This window comes from Pseudomonas sp. NPDC087690 (genome assembly GCF_044743175.1).
Taxonomy (GTDB): domain Bacteria; phylum Pseudomonadota; class Gammaproteobacteria; order Pseudomonadales; family Pseudomonadaceae; genus Aquipseudomonas.
In genome coordinates this window covers 1-21,128 of the sequence record NZ_JBIUVX010000051.1, presented here as the reverse complement: position 1 = coordinate 21,128, position 21,128 = coordinate 1, and the positions used below count along the sequence as shown (strand labels likewise).

Annotated in this window: 13 protein-coding genes, 1 pseudogene and 1 riboswitch; of the genes and pseudogenes, 12 read left to right on the top strand and 2 right to left on the bottom strand. The window is 59.6% G+C overall.

Annotation, left to right across the window (positions count from 1 at the left end; genetic code table 11):
• Position 1 precedes the first annotated feature (1 nt).
• The 3 genes and pseudogenes from ACIPIZ_RS26910 to argR all read left to right on the top strand — a co-directional run bounded on the left by ACIPIZ_RS26910 (position 2) and on the right by argR (position 3,157).
• The gene (locus ACIPIZ_RS26910) at positions 2 to 1,114 is read left to right on the top strand and encodes a M14 family metallopeptidase (RefSeq protein ID WP_401168454.1); all 1,113 of its coding nucleotides are present in this window, start codon (positions 2 to 4) and stop codon (positions 1,112 to 1,114) included.
• 27 nt (positions 1,115 to 1,141) lie between these two features.
• Positions 1,142 to 1,905: pseudogene (locus ACIPIZ_RS26905) on the top strand (ABC transporter ATP-binding protein).
• Between the two features lie 271 nt (positions 1,906 to 2,176).
• On the top strand, positions 2,177 to 3,157 hold the full coding sequence (argR, locus tag ACIPIZ_RS26900) for a transcriptional regulator ArgR (RefSeq protein ID WP_064387585.1): 981 nt from the start codon (positions 2,177 to 2,179) through the stop codon (positions 3,155 to 3,157).
• 26 nt (positions 3,158 to 3,183) lie between these two features.
• Here argR and ACIPIZ_RS26895 read toward each other — a convergent pair whose 3' ends face one another.
• Positions 3,184 to 8,319 (bottom strand): dermonecrotic toxin domain-containing protein, encoded by a 5,136-nt coding sequence (locus tag ACIPIZ_RS26895; RefSeq protein WP_401168452.1) that lies wholly within the window; start codon positions 8,317 to 8,319, stop codon positions 3,184 to 3,186.
• 218 nt (positions 8,320 to 8,537) lie between these two features.
• Between ACIPIZ_RS26895 and ACIPIZ_RS26890 the strand changes: the two genes are divergently transcribed.
• The 7 genes from ACIPIZ_RS26890 to astE all read left to right on the top strand — a co-directional run bounded on the left by ACIPIZ_RS26890 (position 8,538) and on the right by astE (position 16,416).
• Positions 8,538 to 9,758, top strand: coding sequence for an aspartate aminotransferase family protein (locus ACIPIZ_RS26890; RefSeq protein WP_064387583.1), 1,221 nt, complete (start codon positions 8,538 to 8,540; stop codon positions 9,756 to 9,758).
• Between the two features lie 213 nt (positions 9,759 to 9,971).
• A complete protein-coding gene (gene aruF, locus ACIPIZ_RS26885; RefSeq protein ID WP_016983955.1) occupies positions 9,972 to 10,991 on the top strand; it encodes an arginine/ornithine succinyltransferase subunit alpha in 1,020 nt (339 codons plus the stop codon).
• Between the two features lie 51 nt (positions 10,992 to 11,042).
• Positions 11,043 to 12,068, top strand: coding sequence for an arginine N-succinyltransferase (gene astA, locus ACIPIZ_RS26880; protein WP_064387582.1), 1,026 nt, complete (start codon positions 11,043 to 11,045; stop codon positions 12,066 to 12,068).
• Positions 12,065 to 13,534: a succinylglutamate-semialdehyde dehydrogenase gene (astD, locus tag ACIPIZ_RS26875; protein ID WP_401168459.1), complete on the top strand. Its 1,470-nt coding sequence runs from the start codon at positions 12,065 to 12,067 to the stop codon at positions 13,532 to 13,534. Before astA ends, astD begins: the two co-directional genes overlap by 4 nt.
• Positions 13,535 to 13,698: 164 nt before the next feature.
• A complete protein-coding gene (astB, locus tag ACIPIZ_RS26870; RefSeq protein WP_064387580.1) occupies positions 13,699 to 15,045 on the top strand; it encodes an N-succinylarginine dihydrolase in 1,347 nt (448 codons plus the stop codon).
• Between the two features lie 57 nt (positions 15,046 to 15,102).
• Positions 15,103 to 15,393, top strand: coding sequence for a hypothetical protein (locus ACIPIZ_RS26865; RefSeq protein ID WP_016983958.1), 291 nt, complete (start codon positions 15,103 to 15,105; stop codon positions 15,391 to 15,393).
• Between the two features lie 12 nt (positions 15,394 to 15,405).
• Positions 15,406 to 16,416: a succinylglutamate desuccinylase gene (gene astE, locus ACIPIZ_RS26860; protein ID WP_064387579.1), complete on the top strand. Its 1,011-nt coding sequence runs from the start codon at positions 15,406 to 15,408 to the stop codon at positions 16,414 to 16,416.
• A 121-nt stretch (positions 16,417 to 16,537) separates the two neighbouring features.
• Here the strand turns inward: astE and ACIPIZ_RS26855 are convergent, their stop codons facing one another.
• Positions 16,538 to 17,047: a 6,7-dimethyl-8-ribityllumazine synthase gene (locus tag ACIPIZ_RS26855; protein ID WP_007919335.1), complete on the bottom strand. Its 510-nt coding sequence runs from the start codon at positions 17,045 to 17,047 to the stop codon at positions 16,538 to 16,540.
• Positions 17,048 to 17,148: 101 nt separating this feature from the next.
• Positions 17,149 to 17,320, bottom strand: a riboswitch (FMN riboswitch).
• Positions 17,321 to 17,518: 198 nt separating this feature from the next.
• Here ACIPIZ_RS26855 and ltaE point away from each other — a divergent pair.
• Both ltaE and alaS read left to right on the top strand, forming a co-directional pair.
• A complete protein-coding gene (gene ltaE / locus ACIPIZ_RS26850; protein ID WP_064387578.1) occupies positions 17,519 to 18,523 on the top strand; it encodes a low-specificity L-threonine aldolase in 1,005 nt (334 codons plus the stop codon).
• Between the two features lie 146 nt (positions 18,524 to 18,669).
• The coding region (gene alaS, locus ACIPIZ_RS26845; RefSeq protein WP_401168446.1) for an alanine--tRNA ligase at positions 18,670 to 21,128 on the top strand (2,459 nt) is incomplete at its 3' end.

Below are 21,128 nucleotides of genomic sequence, written 5' to 3'. Positions count from 1 at the left end.
TATGGAACGCATCGACCACGTATTGCCGTGGAGCCACCTGGGCAGCGAGCGCAAGATTTCGGTGTTCCGCTTCGGGCATGGCGAGCGCAAGGCCTACATTCAGGCCAGCCTCCACGCTGACGAATTGCCGGGCATGCGCACCGCTTGGGAACTGAAAAAGCGCCTCGGCGAACTCGAAGCCAAAGGCCTGCTCAACGGTGTCATCGAGCTGGTGCCGGTCGCCAATCCGTTGGGTCTTGGGCAGTTGCTGCAAGGCAATCACCAGGGCCGTTTCGAGGCCGGTAGCGGCAAGAATTTCAATCGTGATTTCGTTGAGCTGAGCGCGCCGGTTGCGGCAGCATTGGCTGATAGCCTTGGTGATGATCCGCACGCCAATGTGCGCCTGATCCGTCAGGCCATGGCCGATCACCTGGCGGCATTGCCCGAGGCGAGCAGCCAGTTGCAAGGCATGCAGCGCGTGTTGCTCAGCCATGCCTGCACCGCCGATGTGGTGTTGGATTTGCACTGCGATGCTGAAGCCGCGCTGCACATGTACGCGTTGCCGCAGCATTGGCCGCAGTGGCGTTCGCTGGCGGCGCATCTGAATGTGAAGGTCGGATTGCTCGCGGAAGATTCCGGCGGCAGTTCATTTGACGAGGCTTGCTCGTTGCCGTGGCTGCGCCTGTCGCGGCAGTTCCCTGATGCGCAGATTCCACTGGCATGTCTGGCGACGACCATTGAGCTGGGCGGTCAGGCCGACACCGGTAGCGCCGAAGCCTGTGCGTATGCTGAAGGCATTCTCGCGTTCCTCGCTGAGCAAGGTTTGATTACCGGCGAGTGGCCGAATCCGGCGCACGAAGCGTGTGAAGGCATGCCGTTCGAAGGCACCGAGTTGCTGTTCGCGCCGCATCCGGGCGTCGTGAGTTTTCTGCGCAAGCCCGGCGAATGGGTCGAGGCGGGCGACGAGATTTTTGAAGTGATTGATCCTCTGTCCGATCGGGTCAGCACGGTGTGTGCTGGTACCTCCGGGGTGCTGTTTGCCATTGAACGGCTGCGTTATGCCCAACCCGGTTTCTGGCTGGCCAAGGTGGCGGGGCGCGAAGCGCTGCGTCACGGGCGCTTGCTCAACGACTGACTGACTGTTTTTGTGAGAACCGACCGCATGTACAAACTTGAAGTCCAAGACCTGCATAAACGCTATGGCAGTCACGAAGTGCTCAAGGGCGTGTCCCTGAAAGCGGCAGCCGGCGATGTGATCAGCATCATCGGCTCAGTGGCTCCGGCAAAAGTACTTTCCTGCGCTGCATCAACCTGCTCGAGCAGCCGCACGCGGGCAAGATTCTGCTCAACAACGAAGAGCTGAAACTGGTGGCGAACAAGGACGGTGCGCTGAAAGCCGCTGATCCGAAGCAGCTGCAACGCATGCGTTCGCGCCTGTCGATGGTGTTCCAGCATTTCAACCTGTGGTCGCACATGACTGCGCTGGAAAACATCATGGAAGCGCCGGTGCATGTGCTTGGCGTGTCCAAGGCCGAAGCCCGCGAGAAAGCCGAGCATTACCTGAACAAGGTCGGCGTGGCCCATCGTAAAGATGCGTTCCCGGGGCACATGTCCGGTGGTGAACAGCAGCGTGTGGCGATCGCCCGTGCGCTGGCGATGGAACCTGAGGTGATGCTGTTCGACGAACCGACTTCGGCCCTCGACCCTGAGCTGGTGGGCGACGTGCTGAAAGTCATGCAAGCGCTGGCTCAGGAAGGTCGCACCATGGTCGTGGTGACGCACGAAATGGGCTTTGCCCGTGAAGTGTCGAATCAACTGGTGTTCCTGCACAAAGGTGTGGTTGAAGAGAGCGGCAACCCGCGCGAAGTGCTGGTCAATCCGCAATCAGAACGTTTGCAGCAATTCCTCTCGGGCAGTCTCAAGTAATTCAGGGCTGCCGGTATGCACCGGAATAGTGCATGCTTCGCAACCTGAAGGCTGGCTCCATTCCACTGTAGGAGCTGCCGAAGGCTGCGATCTTTTGATCTGTTTTTGAGGATCAAAAGATCGCAGCCTCGTTTTACTCGTCAGCTCCTACATTGGGATAAGTATTCCAGTCCCGATGGTGGATCTGCGTCAGGCTCAAGATTTGTGTTCATTTTCGGGCTAGCATTGGCCCTTGCCTTCATCACTGTTCTTCGCTTCGGATTGCCCGCCCATGACTGCCCATCGAATTGGTTTCCTGATTTGGCCCAGCACTAAAGCGTTGACGCTGGCGCTGGCGGAGGAGGCCTTGCGTGTTGCTCAGCGTGTGCATCCGGACGTGGTCTACGAATTGTCCTTCCTGCAGGCCGAGCCGCCGGCCGAAGGTGCCTGGCAATTGCCCGGTGAAGCGTGGACCGGCAAGCTCGAAAATTTCCAGAAACTGTTCCTGCTCGCTGACGAGCCGCCGACCACGCTGGCGCCGGCACTCAGCAGCGCACTCAAGCAACTGGTGCGTGCCGGTTGCGTGATCGGCGGTCTGTCCGCTGGTGTGTACCCGTTGGCCCAACTCGGCTTGCTCGACGGCTATCGCGCTGCCGTGCACTGGCGCTGGCAGGACGATTTCGCCGAGCGTTTCCCCAAAGTCATCGCCACCAGTCATCTGTTCGACTGGGATCGCGATCGCCTGACCGCGTGCGGCGGCATGTCCGTCCTCGATCTGTTGCTGGCCGTGCTGGCCCGCGATCACGGTGCGGAACTGGCCGGCGCAGTGTCGGAAGAACTGGTGGTCGAGCGCATCCGCGAAGGTGGCGAGCGCCAGCGTATCCCGTTGCAGAATCGTCTCGGCTCTAGCCATCCGAAGCTCACCCAGGCGGTATTGCTGATGGAGGCCAACATCGAAGAACCGCTGACCACCGACGAAATCGCTCAGCATGTCTGCGTGTCCCGTCGTCAGTTGGAGCGGATCTTCAAGCAATACCTCAACCGTGTGCCGAGCCAGTACTACCTGGAATTGCGCCTGAACAAGGCCCGGCAGATGTTGATGCAAACCAGCAAGTCGATCATCCAGATCGGCCTCTCGTGTGGCTTCTCTTCGGGGCCGCACTTCTCCAGCGCCTATCGCAACTTCTTCGGCGCCACGCCGCGGGAAGATCGCAACCAGCGGCGCAGCAGCAGTCCGTTCGAATTGTCGTCGGTACCGCCAGAGCGCGGTTGACAGACCTTGCTCGGCGAGCAGGTTGATCACTCGTCGATCTCGGAATCTTCCGACGTCGACACTTCGAGTTCTGCCCGGTTGATGACCACCTCCACCCCAAAGTCCACACGATAGTTCCGGAAGTAAGCGAGCAGGCGCTGCCCGCTCGCTTCGGAGAATGGGTTGTTGCGCAGATTGATCTTCTCGCCGCGTTCCGCTGGCAGTTCGAGGATGTCACTGGGGACGTCAGTGATTGCGTTGTCGTTCAGTGCCGCCAGGTCCAATTGCTCAAGCTGCAGCAGGCCCGATGGCAGCGTGGTGATCCCGGTGTTGTCGAGCAGCAGTCGGGTCATTTCCGTCATCTGACTGACGTCCGGTGCTTCGCCCAAGGGGTTGTCGCTCAGGTCGAGATGTTCCAGCCGATGCATCTGCGCAAGCTCGACAACGGCCTGTGGCGTGAGCGTGATGTGGCACTCCGAGAGCGACAGATGAGTCAGATCGGCCATTCGAAATACCGCGTCGGGGATCTGCTCGAGTTGGTATTGGCGAAGTGTCAAGCCTTTTAGTTTGGGAAACGTCTGTAGAAATCTCTCGATGCCGGATGTCCGTCCCGGTCTGCTTGTCATGTAGAGATGTGATACATGGCTGAAGTCGGCGTCGAGTTCGGGCAGTTCGCCGTTGATGGTGGAGGTCAGGTTCAAGTCGTGGGTCGGTTCGTTGTCCTGATCGAAGTCATCTTCATCCATCTCCCGTCGCCAGCTCTGCTCCAGAATGCTTTTGAATTCATGCCGCGCTGCGTGCTCGCTCAGTACTTCGTCCAGGGTGAAGGGTTCACCGCTGATCGGATGGAGCGCAGGCAGATCGGTTACCCAGGTTGCCAGCCCGGAACTCAAGCTGCTGAATTCGTGCTCTAGGCGCGCGACTTCGCTTCGTCCTTCGGCCAACGTCCCGGGCAACAGGTAAAAAAACTCGCTGGCCTGCTCCTGATCCAGGTGCGTGTACAAAGCTTGCACGCGTTGCAGGTCGGCCGGTTCGGCCAAAACGCCGAAGTCCTGCCGTGTTTCGTTGAAGCGACGTTTGATTCGTTCGCGGTCGGTCACACTGATCGGATTGCCGCCAAGATCGAAGCCGTCCGACGTACTGTCGGGCAGTTCGAAGAGCGCTGCGGGCAGCGCGTGAATCTGGTTGTCATTGAGCAAGGCGGTTTGCAATTTTGGGCGGCTCAGCAGGCCGCTGGGCAGTTCGGAAATGCCGGTTTCCGAGACGTCGATGTAATTCAGTCCGGGCATCCGTTCTACATTGGGTGTGAGTCCGAGCGGGTTCCGGAACAGGTCGATAGTTGTCAACTTCGTCAGTTTGCTCAGGCTTTCCAGGCTTTGCGGTGTAAGGGTTATGCCGCAATCGGAGAGTATGAGTTCTTGCAGCTGAGGCGACTGATTGATTGCCTCCGGCAGGTTGCCGAGGCGAAAGCCGCGCAGGGCCAGTCGATGCAGATCCGTAAAGCAGCGGAGGAATTGATGCAGGCCTTGAGTGTTCTCGGCGCCCTCCATGGTCAGGTGGTCGACATGGCTGAAGTTGACTTCGAGCGCCGGCAGTTCGCCGATGATCGGTTGAGCCAGGCGCAAATCGATCATGTGCTCGGAGTCCATCGGCAGCGAGACTTGCTGTTTCCAGCAATCCAGTAAGTCGACCCGCATCTGCCGGCGCCGAATTCGCTGAATGGCATATTGCTCGGTAGTGAGTGGGGCGCCGGTTTCGGGGTGGACAACAGGGATCGCATTCACCCAGGGATTCAGAACCTCGTCGAGCCGACCTCGTTCGATGAACAATCGGTTCAATTCCCCACGTGGCCCGCTTGGATGACGTTGCAAGCGCTCGACAAAAGCCTCCAGTTCTTCGGGCAACAGATGCGGCAGCAGCCGGTGAGCATGGGATTGCAAAGTCGGAGTGTTGGTGGGCATGCGTCGGAAACCGGTAGTGCCGCCGAGCAGGCGCATGACGCTTGGGTCGTAGGCGGGTTTGCGGTTCGGGTTTTGCGAGAGCAGGGTCAGCAGTTCGTCTCGGTTCAGGGAGTGTTGGCGAATCAGCAGATTGAGTTTTTCACTTTCGCCGATGCCAACGTTCAGTGCCAGCCGCTCGGCATCAGGCAAGGCTTGCAGCAGATTGAAAAGCAGGGGGCCAGGAGCACTAAGCTGTTCACCAGCATCGTCAAAGGGTTGGTATTGTCCCTGTTCGGTCAGCACCAACACTTTGCGAGTGGTGGCGTCCAGCGGGCCAATGCTGTCGATCAGGGGGCCGGAGTGTGCGTAGTGTCTGACTTCCAGGCGCAATGATTGCGACCAGCCTGGCAGCCTCGGCAGCGAGTGCATTATCAGTCGATCAGTATCCAGATTGTCCTGCGTGGCTTTTAGCTCCAGCCCCTCCAAAGCACGCGTCGCACGCACCTGCAGGCCGATCTCGCGGGTAAGCTCGGCGAGCCGGCGGGGCAGTACTGTGTGCTGGAGCTGTTCGCGTTCGAAACCGCTAGTCGTTTCAAGAATGGATTGCGCGAGGGTCTTTGGCAGCCCCGGTTCGGCATCCATCAGCACCTGAACCAAGGGGGCGGCGTTGCGTTGCAGGCTGCGATATTTATCCTCGAACAGGCTTTGCCTTTTGCGGTGCGCCAGTTCAGCAATCCGTCGGCGCAAAGTCCGGGTGCGGCTCTCAAGCGTCGGCGGCGAGGTATGGGGTTTTTCGCCCAGTAACGTTTTTGCATCGACTTCCGACAAGCGCAGCAGACAGGTCTTGAGCAGATTACCGGCGTCGAGTCTTGAGGCATCAATCTGTAGAAGCGGGACGTCCACCGTGGGTGTTTGCCAAAGTACCTTTCCTTTGCGACCAACCAGGCGCACACCTTTGTCGGCAGGCCAGTCGCCGCTCTCATGTAGCAGTTTCAGTTGGATGACCGGATCGGCCTGGAGGTAATCTTCGGCGCGTTCGCTACCGATCTGCTCGATGAATGTCTGAATGTCCGCGTCCAGATGCCAGCGCAGCAAGGAGTCGGCCAGCAGAGGCGGCATCTGCCCAAGTTCGACGTGCATTTTGCGCAAGGCATTTTCCTCGCAGCCACTGATGTCCAGCAGGCGCTCCTGCAGACTGAGCGGCAGTTGGCGCATGTGCGGATCGCTACGGCTCAACAGCGTCTTGCGTTCCCAGTCCAGCGGCTGATCGAGTTCGGTTTGCCAGACTCCGGCCTGGTTGTGCTTGAGTTCGGGTTTATAGGCTTCGGGGCGAACGGGGTGGTCGATGCGGTATTGCGCTGACGGGCTGTCCTGGCTGACCGCGTAAAGTTTGTCTTCCAGAGCCAGCAGGGTTTTACCTTGATGAGCATGCAAGCCCAGCGCATCGGGTTTTGCATCTTTGGGCAGGGAGGTGGCCTGCTCGTAAAGGTGCAGGTCGGGTTGCCAGTACCGTGAGGTGCCATTCGGCAGTGTCGCCGGGGTGAGCCGGTCAATGAACGCAATCACTGATTCCGGCAGTAGCGCGCGAAACTGGCTTGCCGCGATGACCCCGCCTGCTGCGAAAGCACCGACCTGGACGACGGATTCCACCGCGTCCATGAAGTGTTCGAATGCCTCGCGGGACGCGCCTTGCGCCCAATCGACGATGCCTTCAAAGGTTTCGTCGAGCAGTTGATAGGCGGTATACGCCAACATCAGCTCGCCGAGAAATGGCACGAATGGCAACGCGATGAAGGCGACAATGTTGAGCAGGGACGCAGCCACTTCGCTGAACGAATCCCAGAGCGCCCAGCGAGCCTGACAGTCGACCGCTGCCGTGGAGACGGAGACAACCCGTGCATCGTTGAGAATTTTGTCGAGTTTTCGTTGGTAGAGATAAACCCACAAGTCGCCTTTGATCGTTGTCGCGGCCATTTGCAGAGGCGCGCGTTCGACTGGATTCTCGCGCCAGGTGGGGCGCGGGTCACCGTTGGAAACCGGTTGCCAGGTGATCGGCAGAAGGCGATTGTTCAACTGGCCGAAGAAATGCCCACGATCCTCATGATTGATGAACCGACTGAAAAAAGATTGATAGTCCTGATCTCGCAGGCGTTGTGTCAGGTGCCGGGCAAACTCGCCGGTGCTGGGGTATTCCCTGATCGGATGCTCCGGGTCATCCGGAATGTAGGCCACCACTCTTGATGTCGTGTCCGCACTCTCGAGGTTGGGAGCGAACAGCACGATACCGGTCAGTCGGGCGTTCATGATTGTCAGCGCATGACATTGCCAGGACTGGCGATTCAGGCGCAGATACTTCAAGCCATCGAGCAAGCCGAGAATCAGCCGGTGGATATCGCCGCTCAGCAGTTTTTGCATGTAGGCCATTTGCAGCGCCGTTATCAGGGCCGCTTTGTCACTGGCTTTGACATTGGTTTGCAGGATCGCTGCGACTACGGGATTGCTGATGCCGAGATTGTCTTCCAGATAAATTTTGTAGCGCTGGCCAATGTCCAGATCACGGCACAGTTTCGTAAAGGCCGGGATAGGCATTTTTTCGCGAATCTTTGGCAACGCGCTGAACTGTCCCTCGGGTGTAGGGCGGCTGATATAGGCGGAGGTGGTTTCGAAGGCGTCGTCCGTGGTTTCGCGGCTTTCAAAGTTATGCAGTGCGGCGTCCACCAAGGCGACCGTCCAGGTGCGCGCGGCGCCCGACTTGAGCCCAGGCAACGGCGCATGCGCAGGGATGTAAAGGCGCATGAAGATTTGCCTGACATCGAGGTTCAGCCCGAAATGTTTTTCTATCTCGACACCCAGCAATAGTTCGGCGAAGGACCGGGCATCCAGCAGGCGTGCGAGGTTTTGCTCGACGCGGTTTTGCGCAGCCCACTGCAATGCATTGAGCGCGCGCAATTTCTCGTGCTCTTTGCGTGGTGCTTGCAGGAGCGGGGCGGAAAGCTGTGGCGTGGTTTTTTTCAGCGCATCGCGCCTGTGGGGCGGGGCCTGGCTGAGCCACGGCGCAATGGCATCGAGCAGAGGTTGATAGTGCCTGTCGGGCTTGGGCAGCAACGCTGAGTCGGATGGCGATGCGTGGAGGGCTGGATTTTCATCAGTCATAAGAGCGGCCGTTTGCCTTGGAAAGTTCCATAGCAAACCCTGTGAAACGCATCGATGTGCGGTACATATATACCGCACAACGAAAAACACTCTTGAGTAAGATCTCCAGCAGTCCTGCGCAAACAGCGGCGTGCAGTTTAAACTGCGCCTTTGCGACGCTATATGTCGCATTGCCGTAAACCCGGGAAAATCCGGGGTTTGCGCTATAAGAAGTTGTCGCTTGGCGGCAAGGCCGGGCTGAAAACTGTCCTTACAATCCTCACCAAGCTCGCCAGTTTCAGGCGAGTGCTTCTCATCAGGAGACTCCGATGTCCGTTGAGCACGCTGCGGTACAACGCGCCGATTTCGACCAGGTAATGGTTCCCAACTACGCGCCTGCCGCTTTCATTCCGGTGCGTGGCGCCGGTTCCCGCGTCTGGGATCAGGCCGGCCGCGAGCTGATCGACTTCGCCGGCGGGATTGCCGTTAACGTATTGGGCCACGCGCATCCGGCGCTGGTCGGTGCACTGACCGAGCAAGCGAACAAGTTGTGGCACGTATCCAACGTGTTCACCAACGAGCCGGCCCTGCGTCTGGCGCACAAGCTGATCGACGCCACGTTCGCCGAGCGCGTGTTCTTCTGCAACTCCGGCGCTGAAGCCAACGAGGCCGCGTTCAAGCTGGCCCGTCGCGTTGCGTTCGATCGTTTCGGCACTGAGAAGTACGAAATCATCGCCGCGCTGAACAGCTTTCACGGCCGTACCCTGTTCACCGTCAACGTCGGTGGCCAGTCGAAGTATTCCGACGGTTTCGGTCCGAAAATCACCGGCATCACCCACGTCCCTTACAACGATCTGGCAGCGCTGAAGGCAGCGGTTTCCGAGAAGACCTGTGCGGTCGTGCTGGAACCGATCCAGGGTGAAGGCGGCGTGCTGCCGGCCGAGCTGGCTTACCTGCAAGGTGCCCGCGAACTCTGCGACGCGAACAACGCGCTGCTGGTGTTCGACGAAGTGCAGACCGGCATGGGCCGCAGCGGCAAGCTGTTTGCCTATCAGCATTACGGCGTGACCCCGGACATCCTCACCAGCGCCAAGAGCCTGGGCGGTGGTTTCCCGATCGCGGCGATGCTGACCACCGAAGCGCTGGCCAAACATCTGGTCGTCGGTACCCACGGCACCACTTACGGCGGCAACCCGCTGGCGTGCGCGGTCGCTGAAGCGGTGATCGACGTAATCAACACGCCAGAAGTGCTGAACGGTGTGAACGCCAAGCACGACAAGTTCAAGGCGCGCCTTGAGCAGATCGGCGAGAAGTACGGCCTGTTCACTCAGGTGCGTGGCCTCGGTCTGCTGATCGGTTGCGTGCTGAACGATGCCTGGAAAGGCAAAGCCAAAGACATCTTCAACGCCGCTGAAAAAGAAGGCTTGATGATTCTGCAAGCCGGTCCGGACGTGATCCGTTTCGCCCCGAGCCTGGTGGTGGAAGACGCCGATATCGATGCTGGCCTGGATCGTTTCGAGCGCGCTGCCGCAGCACTGACGCAAGCCTGATAGACCCTTCGGCGCCTGGAGTTTTTCAGGCGTCGATCAAAATTTTATGCCGGACCAGATCAACTGTAGGAGTGAGCCTGCTCGCGATTGCGGTATGTCAGTCGACTCATTGGTTTCTGACAGACCGCAATCGCGAGCAGGCTCACTCCTACATTGATCTCCATGTAGGCCCGGTTATTTTTTCTGTAAGTTCTGAGATTAAGGAGTGACACCATGCTGGTGATGCGCCCCGCGCAAATGGCTGATCTGGGCGAGGTACAGCGTCTGGCTGCGGACAGCCCGATTGGTGTCACTTCCTTGCCGGATGACGTGGAACGTCTGAGCGACAAGATCGCCGCGAGCGAAGCCTCGTTTGCTGCCGAAGTGAGCTTCAACGGCGAAGAGAGTTATTTCTTCGTCCTCGAAGATTCCGCGACTGGCAAGCTGGTCGGCTGCTCGGCGATTGTTGCTTCGGCCGGTTATTCGGAGCCGTTCTACAGCTTCCGCAACGAGACCTTCGTGCACGCCTCGCGCGAGCTGAAGATCCACAACAAGATTCACGTGCTCTCGCAGTGCCACGACCTGACCGGCAACAGCTTGCTCACCAGTTTCTACGTGCAGCGCGAGCTGGTCGGTTCGCCGTGGTCGGAACTCAACTCCCGTGGCCGACTGCTGTTCGTCGCCAGTCACCCGGAGCGTTTCGCCGATTCGGTAGTGACCGAGATTGTCGGTTACAGCGATGAAAACGGCGACTCGCCATTCTGGGATGCAATCGGGCGCAACTTCTTTGACCTCAACTACGCCGAAGCCGAGCGCCTGTGCGGGCTGAAAAGCCGTACGTTCCTCGCCGAGCTGATGCCGCATTACCCGATCTACGTACCGCTGCTGCCGGACTCCGCCCAAGAGGCGATGGGCCAGGTGCACCCGCGTGCGCAGATCACCTTCGACATCCTGATGCGCGAAGGCTTCGAGACTGATCACTACATCGACATTTTCGACGGTGGCCCGACCCTGCATGCGCGCGTTTCGGGGATCCGTTCGATCGCCCAGAGCCGCGTGGTGCCGGTGAAGATCGGCGAGCCGGTGAAAGGTGCCGGGCGCCAGTATCTGGTGGCCAACGCGCAGTTGCAGGATTACCGCGCGGTGTTGCTGGAGCTGGATTACGCGCCGGGCAAACCGGTGACTCTGGATCTGGAAGCAGCCGAAGCCCTGGGCGTCGGTGAAGGTGCCAGCGTGCGCCTGGTGGCGGTTTAACGCCTTAGCGAGTTTCACGGGTGGCGAAGGCGGCCCGTTTGAGGAGATAGCATGATTGTTCGTCCCGTACGCAGCAGCGATTTAGCCGCTCTGATCGACCTGGCCCGCAGCACCGGTACCGGCCTGACCACCTTGCCGGCCAACGAAGAACGTCTGGCCCATCGGGTCGGCTGGGCCGAGAAGACCTTTCGCGGCGAAGCCGGTCGCGGTGATGCGGACTACCTGTTCGTGCTCGAGGACGACGACGGTCGCGTGGTGGGGATTTCCGCCATTGCCGGCGCTGTCGGCATGCGTGAGCCTTGGTACAACTTCCGTGTCGGCCTGACCGTCAGCGCTTCGCAAGAGCTGAACATCTATCGCGAGATTCCGACGCTGTTTCTGGCCAACGACCTGACTGGTAATTCCGAGCTGTGCTCGCTGTTCCTGCACGCCGATTACCGCAGCGGTCTGAACGGTCGCATGCTGTCGAAGGCGCGGATGCTGTTCATTGCTGAATTCCCGGAGCTGTTTGGCAACAAGATCATTGCCGAAATGCGCGGTGTCTCCGATGACGCCGGCCGTTCACCGTTCTGGGAAAGCCTCGGTCGGCACTTCTTCAAGATGGAGTTCAGCCAGGCTGATTACCTGACGGGTGTCGGCAACAAGGCTTTCATCGCTGAGCTGATGCCGAAATTCCCGTTGTACACCTGCTTCCTCTCGCCGGATGCGCGCACTGTGATCGGTCAGGTTCACCCCGATACCGAGCCGGCATTGTCGATGCTCAAGGGCGAAGGCTTCAGCTATCAGGGTTACGTCGACATTTTCGACGCAGGGCCTGCCATCGAATGCGAAACCGGCAAGATCCGCGCGGTGCGTGACAGTGAGGCGCTGGTGTTGGCCGTGGGCACGCCGGGCGATGACGCCACGCCGTTCATCATTCATAACCGCAAGCGCGAAGACTGCCGCATCACCGCTGCGCCGGCACGTCTCGCTGCCGGCACGCTGGTGGTTGATCCGCAGACCGCCAAACGTCTTCAACTCAACGCGGGCGATCAAGTACGCGCCGTGGCGTTGTCCGCTGCACGGGAGTCGAAATAATGAATTCGCTATACATCGCAGGTGAGTGGCTGGCCGGTCAGGGCGAAGCTTTCCAATCGCTGAACCCGGTGACCCAGCAAGTGCTGTGGACGGGGGAGGGCGCCACGGCTGCTCAGGTTGAATCGGCTGTGCAGGCTGCGCGTCAGGCGTTCCCAGGCTGGGCACGTCGTACGCTGGACGAGCGCATCAGCGTGCTTGAGGCTTTCGCCGCGTCGCTGAAAAACCACGCTGACGAACTGGCTCGCACCATTGGTGAAGAGACCGGCAAACCGCTGTGGGAAGCCGCGACCGAAGTGACCAGCATGGTCAACAAGATCGCGATCTCGGTGCAAAGCTACCGCGAACGTACCGGCGAGAAGGGCGGCCCGTTGGGCGACGCCACTGCCGTGTTGCGCCACAAGCCGCACGGCGTGGTCGCGGTGTTCGGCCCTTACAACTTCCCCGGCCACTTGCCGAACGGTCACATCGTGCCGGCATTGCTGGCGGGTAACAGCGTGCTGTTCAAGCCAAGCGAACTGACCCCGAAAGTCGCCGAGCTGACGGTCAAGTGCTGGGTCGAAGCCGGTCTGCCGGCAGGTGTTCTGAACCTGCTGCAAGGCGCTCGCGAAACTGGCATCGCGCTGGCGGCGAACCCGGGTATCGACGGTCTGTTTTTCACCGGTTCGAGCCGCACCGGCAATCACCTGCACCAGCAGTTCGCCGGGCGTCCGGACAAGATTCTGGCGCTGGAAATGGGTGGTAACAACCCGCTGGTGGTTGATCAGGTCGCGGATCTGGATGCGGCGGTTTACACGATTATTCAGTCGGCGTTCATTTCTGCCGGTCAGCGTTGCACCTGCGCGCGTCGTCTGCTGGTGCCGCAAGGCGCGTGGGGCGACAGCCTGCTCAAGCGTCTGGTTGAAGTGAGTTCGACCATTGAGGTCGGCGCATTCGATCAACAACCTGCGCCGTTCATGGGTTCGGTAATTTCCCTTGGCGCCGCGAAAGCGCTGATGGACGCTCAAGAACATCTGTTGGCCAACGGCGCGGTGTCGCTGCTGGAAATGACCCAGCCGCAGGCACAAGCCGCATTGCTGACCCCGGGCATTATTGATGTGACCGAGGTTGCCGAGCGTCCGGACGAAGAATTGTTCGGCCCGTTGCTGCAAGTGATCCGCTACGTTGATTTTGAAGCAGCGATCGCTGAAGCGAATGACACTGCTTATGGTCTGGCCGCAGGTTTGTTGTCGGATTCCGAAGCGCGTTATCAGCAGTTCTGGCTGGAAAGCCGTGCCGGCATCGTCAACTGGAATAAACAACTGACCGGTGCTGCGAGCAGCGCGCCGTTTGGTGGTGTCGGTGCCTCGGGCAACCATCGCGCCAGTGCCTATTACGCAGCGGATTACTGCGCGTACCCGGTGGCGTCGCTGGAAACCCCGAGCCTGACTCTGCCAGCAGCCCTGACGCCTGGCGTGAAAATGGCGTAACGGCCATTCGCGAGCAGGCTCGCTCCCACAGGATTTGTGTCGTACACAACATATGTGTTCACCACTAAACCTGTAGGAGTGAGCCTGCTCGCGATAGCCGCGACGCGGTCTGACTGAATTGTTACCTGAAGCCTATAACAACAGATTCTCGTGGAGCCTCGCTGATGAAATCCTATGAAGTCAATTTTGACGGTCTAGTGGGGCCGACCCATAACTACGGTGGTCTGTCCTACGGCAACGTTGCCTCCCAGAGCAACAGCCAGCAATCTTCGAATCCGAAGGAAGCGGCGCTACAAGGTCTGGCGAAGATGAAGGCGCTGATGGAAATGGGCTTTCAGCAAGGCGTGCTGGCGCCGCAGGAACGTCCGGATGTGGGCGCTCTGCGCCGTCTGGGTTTCAGCGGCACCGACGCACAAGTGATCGAGCGCGCTGCCAAGGAAGCCATGCCGCTACTGGTCGCCAGTTGCTCAGCGTCGAGCATGTGGGTGGCCAACGCCGCCACGGTCAGCCCGAGTGCCGACACTGCTGACGGCCGCGTGCATTTCACCGCCGCCAACCTCAATTGCAAATATCACCGCAGCATCGAGCACCCGACCACCAGTCGCGTGCTCGGCGCGATGTTTGCCAATCAGCAACACTTCGCCCATCACGCTGCTCTGCCGGCAGTGGCGCAATTTGGCGACGAAGGTGCGGCCAATCACACACGTTTCTGTCGTGAGTATGGCGAGGCGGGCGTCGAGTTCTTCGTGTTCGGTCGCAGTGCCTTCGACAACCGTTTCCCGGCGCCGCAAAAGTACCCGGCGCGCCAGACCCTCGAAGCGTCGCAAGCCGTTGCCCGTCTGCACGGCCTGCGTGACGAAGGTGTGGTCTACGCCCAGCAAAACCCGAACGTGATCGATCAGGGCGTGTTCCACAACGACGTGATCGCCGTGGGCAATGGCGAGGTGCTGTTCTATCACGAGGACGCCTTCCTCGACACCGACTCGATACTGGCCGAGCTGCAAAGCAAACTCGCCAAAGCCGGCGGCAACTTCCAGTCGGTGTGTGTGCCGCGTTCGGCGGTCACCGTCGATGACGCGGTGCGCTCGTACCTGTTCAACAGTCAGTTGCTGTCGCGCCCTGACGGTTCGATGTTGCTGATCGTGCCGCAAGAGTGCCAGGCCAACGAACGTGTCTGGACTTATCTGCAAGAGCTGACCAGTTCCGGAGGCCTGATCCGCGAAGTGAAGGTTTTCGACCTCAAGCAAAGCATGCAGAACGGCGGTGGCCCGGCGTGCCTGCGTCTTCGCGTCGCGCTTAACGAAACCGAACTGGCGGCGGTCAACCCAGGGGTTATCATGACGGCACCGTTGTACGGTTCGTTGACCGCATGGGTTGAAAAGCACTACCGCGACCGCCTGAGCGAAACCGATCTGGCGGACCCGCAATTGCTGCTTGAATGCCGGACGGCACTGGATGAACTGACGCAAATCCTTAAACTGGGCGCGGTTTATCCATTCCAGATCAATTGATGGCCGGCGCGTCGCCCGAACGCGGCGCGCGGCTTGTCTCACCAAGAGAGTAAAAACATGAGCGATTCCCTGCAGCTGATCCTTGAAGACACCGACGGCACGCAACTGCAAACCTCGTGCACCCGCGTCGCGGTCATGTGGCAAGGCAAAGAGCTGTGGATCCAGCAGGACGGCCGTGGCCAGTTGCTGATCGGCGTGGACGTTGAAGAAGGTGACGCCGAGTACGCCAACCTGCTGCTGCGCCCATTGGCGACTAATCTGGTAAGTCTGCAACTGGAAATGGAACCGGCTGACGTCGGCGACGATGAAGACCACGTGCACGGCCCGGATTGCAACCACGACCACTAAGGAAACCGCTCTATGCTCGCCCTCGGCAAACTGCTTGAACTGACCCTCGCCGGCCGCGAACCGGCGGAGAAGACTCAACTGACTGTCGAAGGCGTGCGTATGCGCTGGTTGAGCGAAGGTGCGCTGGAAGTCCGGCCACCGCAAGCGCGCGACAATGGCCTGGACCTGCTGCTTTCAGCGGGGATTCACGGCAATGAAACAGCGCCGATCGAGTTGCTCGATCGGCTGCTGCATGACATCGCTCGTGGCGATCTGAAGCCACGCGCACGCATTCTGTTCCTGTTCGGTAACCCGGAAGCGATTCGCAAAGGCGAGCGTTTTATCGAGCAGGACGTCAATCGGCTGTTCAACGGCCGTCATGAACAAAGCAGTGGCTCGGAAGCGTTGCGAGCCTGTGAGCTGGAACGGCTGGCGGCGAGTTTTTTCAGCCTGCCGGATCGCCAGCGCCTGCACTACGACCTGCATACCGCCATTCGCGGTTCAAAGATCGAGCAGTTTGCCCTGTACCCGTGGAAGGACGGTCGTCAGCATTCGCGCCTTGAGCTGGCACGTCTGCGTGCGGCAGGGATGGAAGCCGTACTGCTGCAGAACAAGCCGTCAATCGTATTCAGCTCCTACACCTACGACAAGCTCGGTGCCGAGGCTTTCACGCTGGAACTGGGCAAGGCGCGGCCATTCGGACAGAACGACGGAGTCAATGTCTCGCTGCTGGAAACCCGTCTGAAGCAGATCATCGAAGGCACTGAGCCGGAAATGGCTGAAGCGCAGCTGGATGGTTTGCAACTGTTCAGTGTGGCGCGGGAAATCATCAAGCACAGCGATGCGTTCCGCCTGAACCTGCCGCAGGACATCGAGAACTTTTCAGAGTTGGAGGTGGGTTACGTCCTGGCTGAAGACTTGGCCAATACCCGCTGGATCATCGAAGAGCAGGGGGCACGGATCATCTTCCCTAATCCCAAGGTCAAGAACGGCTTGCGCGCGGGCATCCTGATCGTCCCGACCACCGACGAAAACCTCGCCTGACCCTACGCAAAACCCCTGTAGGAGTGAGGCTGCTCGCGATTGCAATGTATCAGTCACTACAGTGGTCGACTGACACTCCGCTATCGCGAGCAGGCTCACTCCTACAGTTTTGGTTCCGTGTTTACACGGCTACCGCATGCGGCTCGGTGCGGCGCAGTGCGCGAACCTTGCGCAGCGTATCCGCGCAAGTGCGCGCCGCTTCCTGGCCTTTATGCACAAAGTGCTCAAAGAAAAACTTCTGATGTTCGTCGCCAGCATGGAAGTGATGCGGCGTCAGCGACACCGAGAACACCGGCACTTCAGTTTCCAGCTGTACCTGCATCAAGCCGCTGACCACCGACTGAGCGACGAACTCGTGACGGTAGATGCCGCCATCCACCACCAGGGCCGCGGCGACGATGCCGGCATAACGACCGGTCTTGGCCAGCAACTTGGCGTGCAGGGGCATTTCAAAGGCGCCGCCGACTTCGAAGATGTCGATGTCCGATTCCTGATAACCCAAGGCAATCATTTCGGCGACGAAGCCTTTACGGCTCTGGTCGACGATTTCCTTGTGCCAGCAGGCCTGGATGAACGCGACGCGCTCGCCATGAGGGTGTTTGCTTTTGCTGTCGATAGCGGTGGGTTGCATGTTCTGACTCCTGTTTGTGTGAAAAACAGGGCGTTATGAATCGAAAGGGATTCAAGGGTGCGCACACGCACAACATCGCGCGGACGGCCCTTTGGCGTTAATCCCGTTCTCTCTTCATCCGGACTATGACCGTCGGCTCCGGAATCACACCGGGTCTGCTGACCTTGCCGTCGATCACAACCGAAGTCGTGTTCGCCGCCAAGCGCTCGCGGGCTATGCGCATTGCGCGCAATTACCGCCGGTGGGGAATTGCACCCCGCCCTGAGAACGTTTTTGCCGCCCTTTCTCGGGCGGCGCAGCGTTTTTATCACAGATTGTGTGTCTGTGCATTGCGCCTTTCTGATGATTGTCATCGAATTTTTTGCAGGCTCGAAACGACTTTTCCTTGCGCAAGGCTTGATTAATCCATGCGATGACCGCAGTAATCCCACTTCGTAAAGGGATTTCCCCTGCTGACTTGAGGCCAGGTTCATGAGCGTTATCGATCTTCGCAGCGACACCGTCACCCAACCGACCCCCGCCATGCTCGACGCGATGACTGCGGCGGACACCGGTGATGACGTGTACGGCGAAGATCCGACGGTCAATCGTCTGGAAGAAGAACTGGCCAAACGTTTGGGCTTCGCCGCAGCGCTGTTCGTGCCGACTGGCACCATGAGCAACCTGCTGGGCTTGATGGCGCACTGCGAGCGTGGTGATGAATACATCGTCGGCCAGCAGGCGCACACTTACAAATACGAGGGTGGTGGCGCTGCGGTGCTTGGCTCGATCCAGCCGCAACCGCTGGAAGTGCTGGCCGACGGTTCGCTGGACCTGGATCAGGTCGCGGCAGCGATCAAACCGGATGACTTCCACTTCGCCCGCACTCGATTGCTGGCGCTGGAAAACACCATGCAAGGCAAAGTGCTGCCGCTGGAATATCTCGCCCGGGCGCGCCAATTTACCCAAGAGCACAGCCTGCAGTTACATCTGGATGGCGCGCGTCTTTACAACGCGGCGGTCAAACTCGGGGTTGATGCGCGGGAAATCACGAAACATTTCGATTCGGTGTCGGTGTGTCTGTCCAAAGGTCTGGGGGCGCCGGTGGGTTCGGTGTTGTGCGGCTCCGAGCAACTGATCGGCAAGGCTCGCCGTCTGCGCAAAATGGTCGGCGGCGGCATGCGTCAGGCCGGGTTGCTGGCAGCGGCGGGGCTGTACGCCCTGGATCACAACGTTGAACGTCTGGCCGACGACCATGCCAACGCGCAGTTTTTGGCCGACGGTCTGCGTGAAGCAGGTTTCATCGTCGAACCCGTGCAAACCAACATGGTTTATGTGCAAATGGGCGACAAAGCCGAAGCGATCAAGGCGTTTGCTGCCAATCGCGGGATCAAGTTGAGCGCCGCCGCACGCCTGCGCATGGTCACGCACATGGACGTCAATCGCTCGCAAATCGAGCAAGTGATCGCGACATTCGTCGAGTTTTCGCGCAAGTGACAGCGTTAGCCGTCCAATTGACCGTTTCTATCGTATAAACACGCTGTACCCCGCGCGCAGGGCCGATATAATGCGGCCCTTTGCCGTCGCTTCGTCTGTTGACGTTTCGAACAGGCCTTTGGCCGCAGCCTCCGTGGAAGAACCTAATGAAAAGCGCAGAAATCCGTGAAGCCTTCCTTCGCTTCTTCGAAGAGCAAGGCCACACCCGTGTAGCCTCCAGCTCTTTGATTCCGGGCAACGACCCAACCCTGCTGTTCACTAACGCGGGGATGAACCAGTTCAAGGACTGCTTCCTGGGCCAGGAAAAACGTGCGTACACCCGTGCGACCAGCAGCCAGAAATGCGTGCGTGCCGGTGGCAAGAACAGCGACCTGGAAAACGTCGGTTATACCGCTCGTCACCACACGTTCTTCGAAATGCTCGGTAACTTCAGCTTCGGTGACTATTTCAAGAAGGACGCGATTACCTACGCGTGGACCTTCCTGACCGGCGTTCTGCAACTGCCGAAGGAAAAACTCTGGGTCACCGTCTACGCCTCCGACGACGAAGCGTATGACATCTGGACCAAAGAAATCGGTGTGCCGGTCGAGCGCATGATCCGCATCGGCGACAACAAAGGCGCGCCGTACGCCTCCGACAACTTCTGGACCATGGGCGATACCGGCCCGTGCGGCCCGTGCACCGAGATTTTCTACGATCACGGCGACCACATCTGGGGCGGCCCACCGGGCTCGCCGGAAGAAGACGGCGACCGTTACATCGAGATCTGGAACAACGTGTTCATGCAGTTCAACCGCACCGCCGACGGCGTGTTGCATCCGTTGCCAGCGCCGTCGGTCGACACCGGCATGGGTCTGGAGCGGATCAGTGCGGTGATGCAGCACGTCAATTCCAACTACGACATTGACCTGTTCAAGAACCTGCTGAAGGCTTCGGCTGAAGCCATCGGTTGCGAAAACGGCGACCAGTCGTCGCTCAAGGTTGTTTCCGACCACATCCGTTCGTGCGGTTTCCTGATCGCTGACGGCGTGCTGCCGTCCAACGAAGGTCGCGGTTACGTGCTGCGCCGGATCATCCGTCGCGCCTGCCGTCACGGTAACAAGCTCGGCGCCACCGGCAGCTTCTTCTACAAGATCGTCGCTGCGCTGGTTGCCGAGATGGGCGAAGCCTTCCCGGAACTGAAGAAGCAGCAGAGCAACATCGAGCGCGTGCTCAAGGCCGAAGAAGAGCAGTTCTCCAAGACCCTGGAGCACGGCCTGAAGATTCTCGAGCAGGATCTGCTGGAACTCAAAGGCACTGTGGTGCCGGGCGACGTGGTGTTCAAACTCTACGACACCTACGGTTTCCCGATGGACCTGACCGCCGACATCGCCCGCGAGCGCAGCCTGACTGTCGATGAAGCCGGTTTCGAGCGTGAGATGGAAGCCCAGCGAGTTCGCGCGCGTTCGGCCAGCTCGTTCGGTCTGGACTACAACACCCTGGTCAAGGTTGATGTGGCCACCGAGTTCACCGGTTACACCGACACCAGCGGTTCTGCAAAAATCGTCGCTATCTATAAAGATGGCCAATCGGTCGACGTCTTGAATGAAGGCGAAGAGGCGGTGATCGTGCTGAACCAGACGCCGTTCTACGCGGAATCCGGCGGCCAGATCGGCGACTGCGGTTATCTGCAGGCCGGCAGCAGCCGTTTCGACGTGCGTGACACCACCAAGACCGGCGGTGCGTTCCTGCACCACGGCGTTTTGGATTCGGGCAGCCTGACCATTGGTGCGCCGGTGGAAACTCACGTCGATGCCGAAGTGCGTCACGCGACTTCGCTGAACCACTCGGCCACGCACTTGCTGCACGCTGCTCTGCGCCAGGTACTGGGCGAGCACGTTCAACAGAAAGGTTCGTTGGTGGATAGCCAGCGTCTGCGCTTCGACTTCAGCCACTTTGAAGCGATCAAGCCTGAGCAGATCAAAGCGCTGGAAGACATCGTCAACGCCGAGATACGCAAGAATTCTGCCGTTGAAACCGAAGAAACCGACATCGAAACCGCCAAGAACAAAGGCGCGATGGCGCTGTTCGGCGAGAAGTACGGCGACAGCGTGCGCGTGCTGAGCATGGGCGGCGATTTCTCCGTCGAGCTGTGCGGCGGTATCCACGCCAACCGTACCGGCGACATCGGCCTGCTGAAAATCATCAGCGAAGGCGGTGTGGCTTCGGGCGTGCGTCGCATCGAAGCAGTCACCGGTGCTGCGGCACTGGCCTATTTGAATGCTGCAGAAGAACAACTCAAGGAAGCGGCCAGCCTGGTCAAGGGCAGCCGCGACAACCTGATCGACAAGCTGTCGGCTGTGCTCGAGCGCAATCGCCAACTGGAGAAGCAGCTCGAGCAGTTGCAAGCCAAGGCGGCGAGCGCGGCGGGCGACGATCTGTCGTCCTCGGCTCTGGACGTCAAAGGCGTGAAGGTTTTGGCCGCACGTCTGGATGGTCAGGACGCCAAGGCGCTGCTGGCGCTGGTCGATCAGCTGAAAAACAAACTCGGCCGCGCAGTGATCCTGCTCGGCAGTGTCCATGAGGAAAAGGTCGTTCTGGTTGCAGGCGTAACCAAAGACCTGAC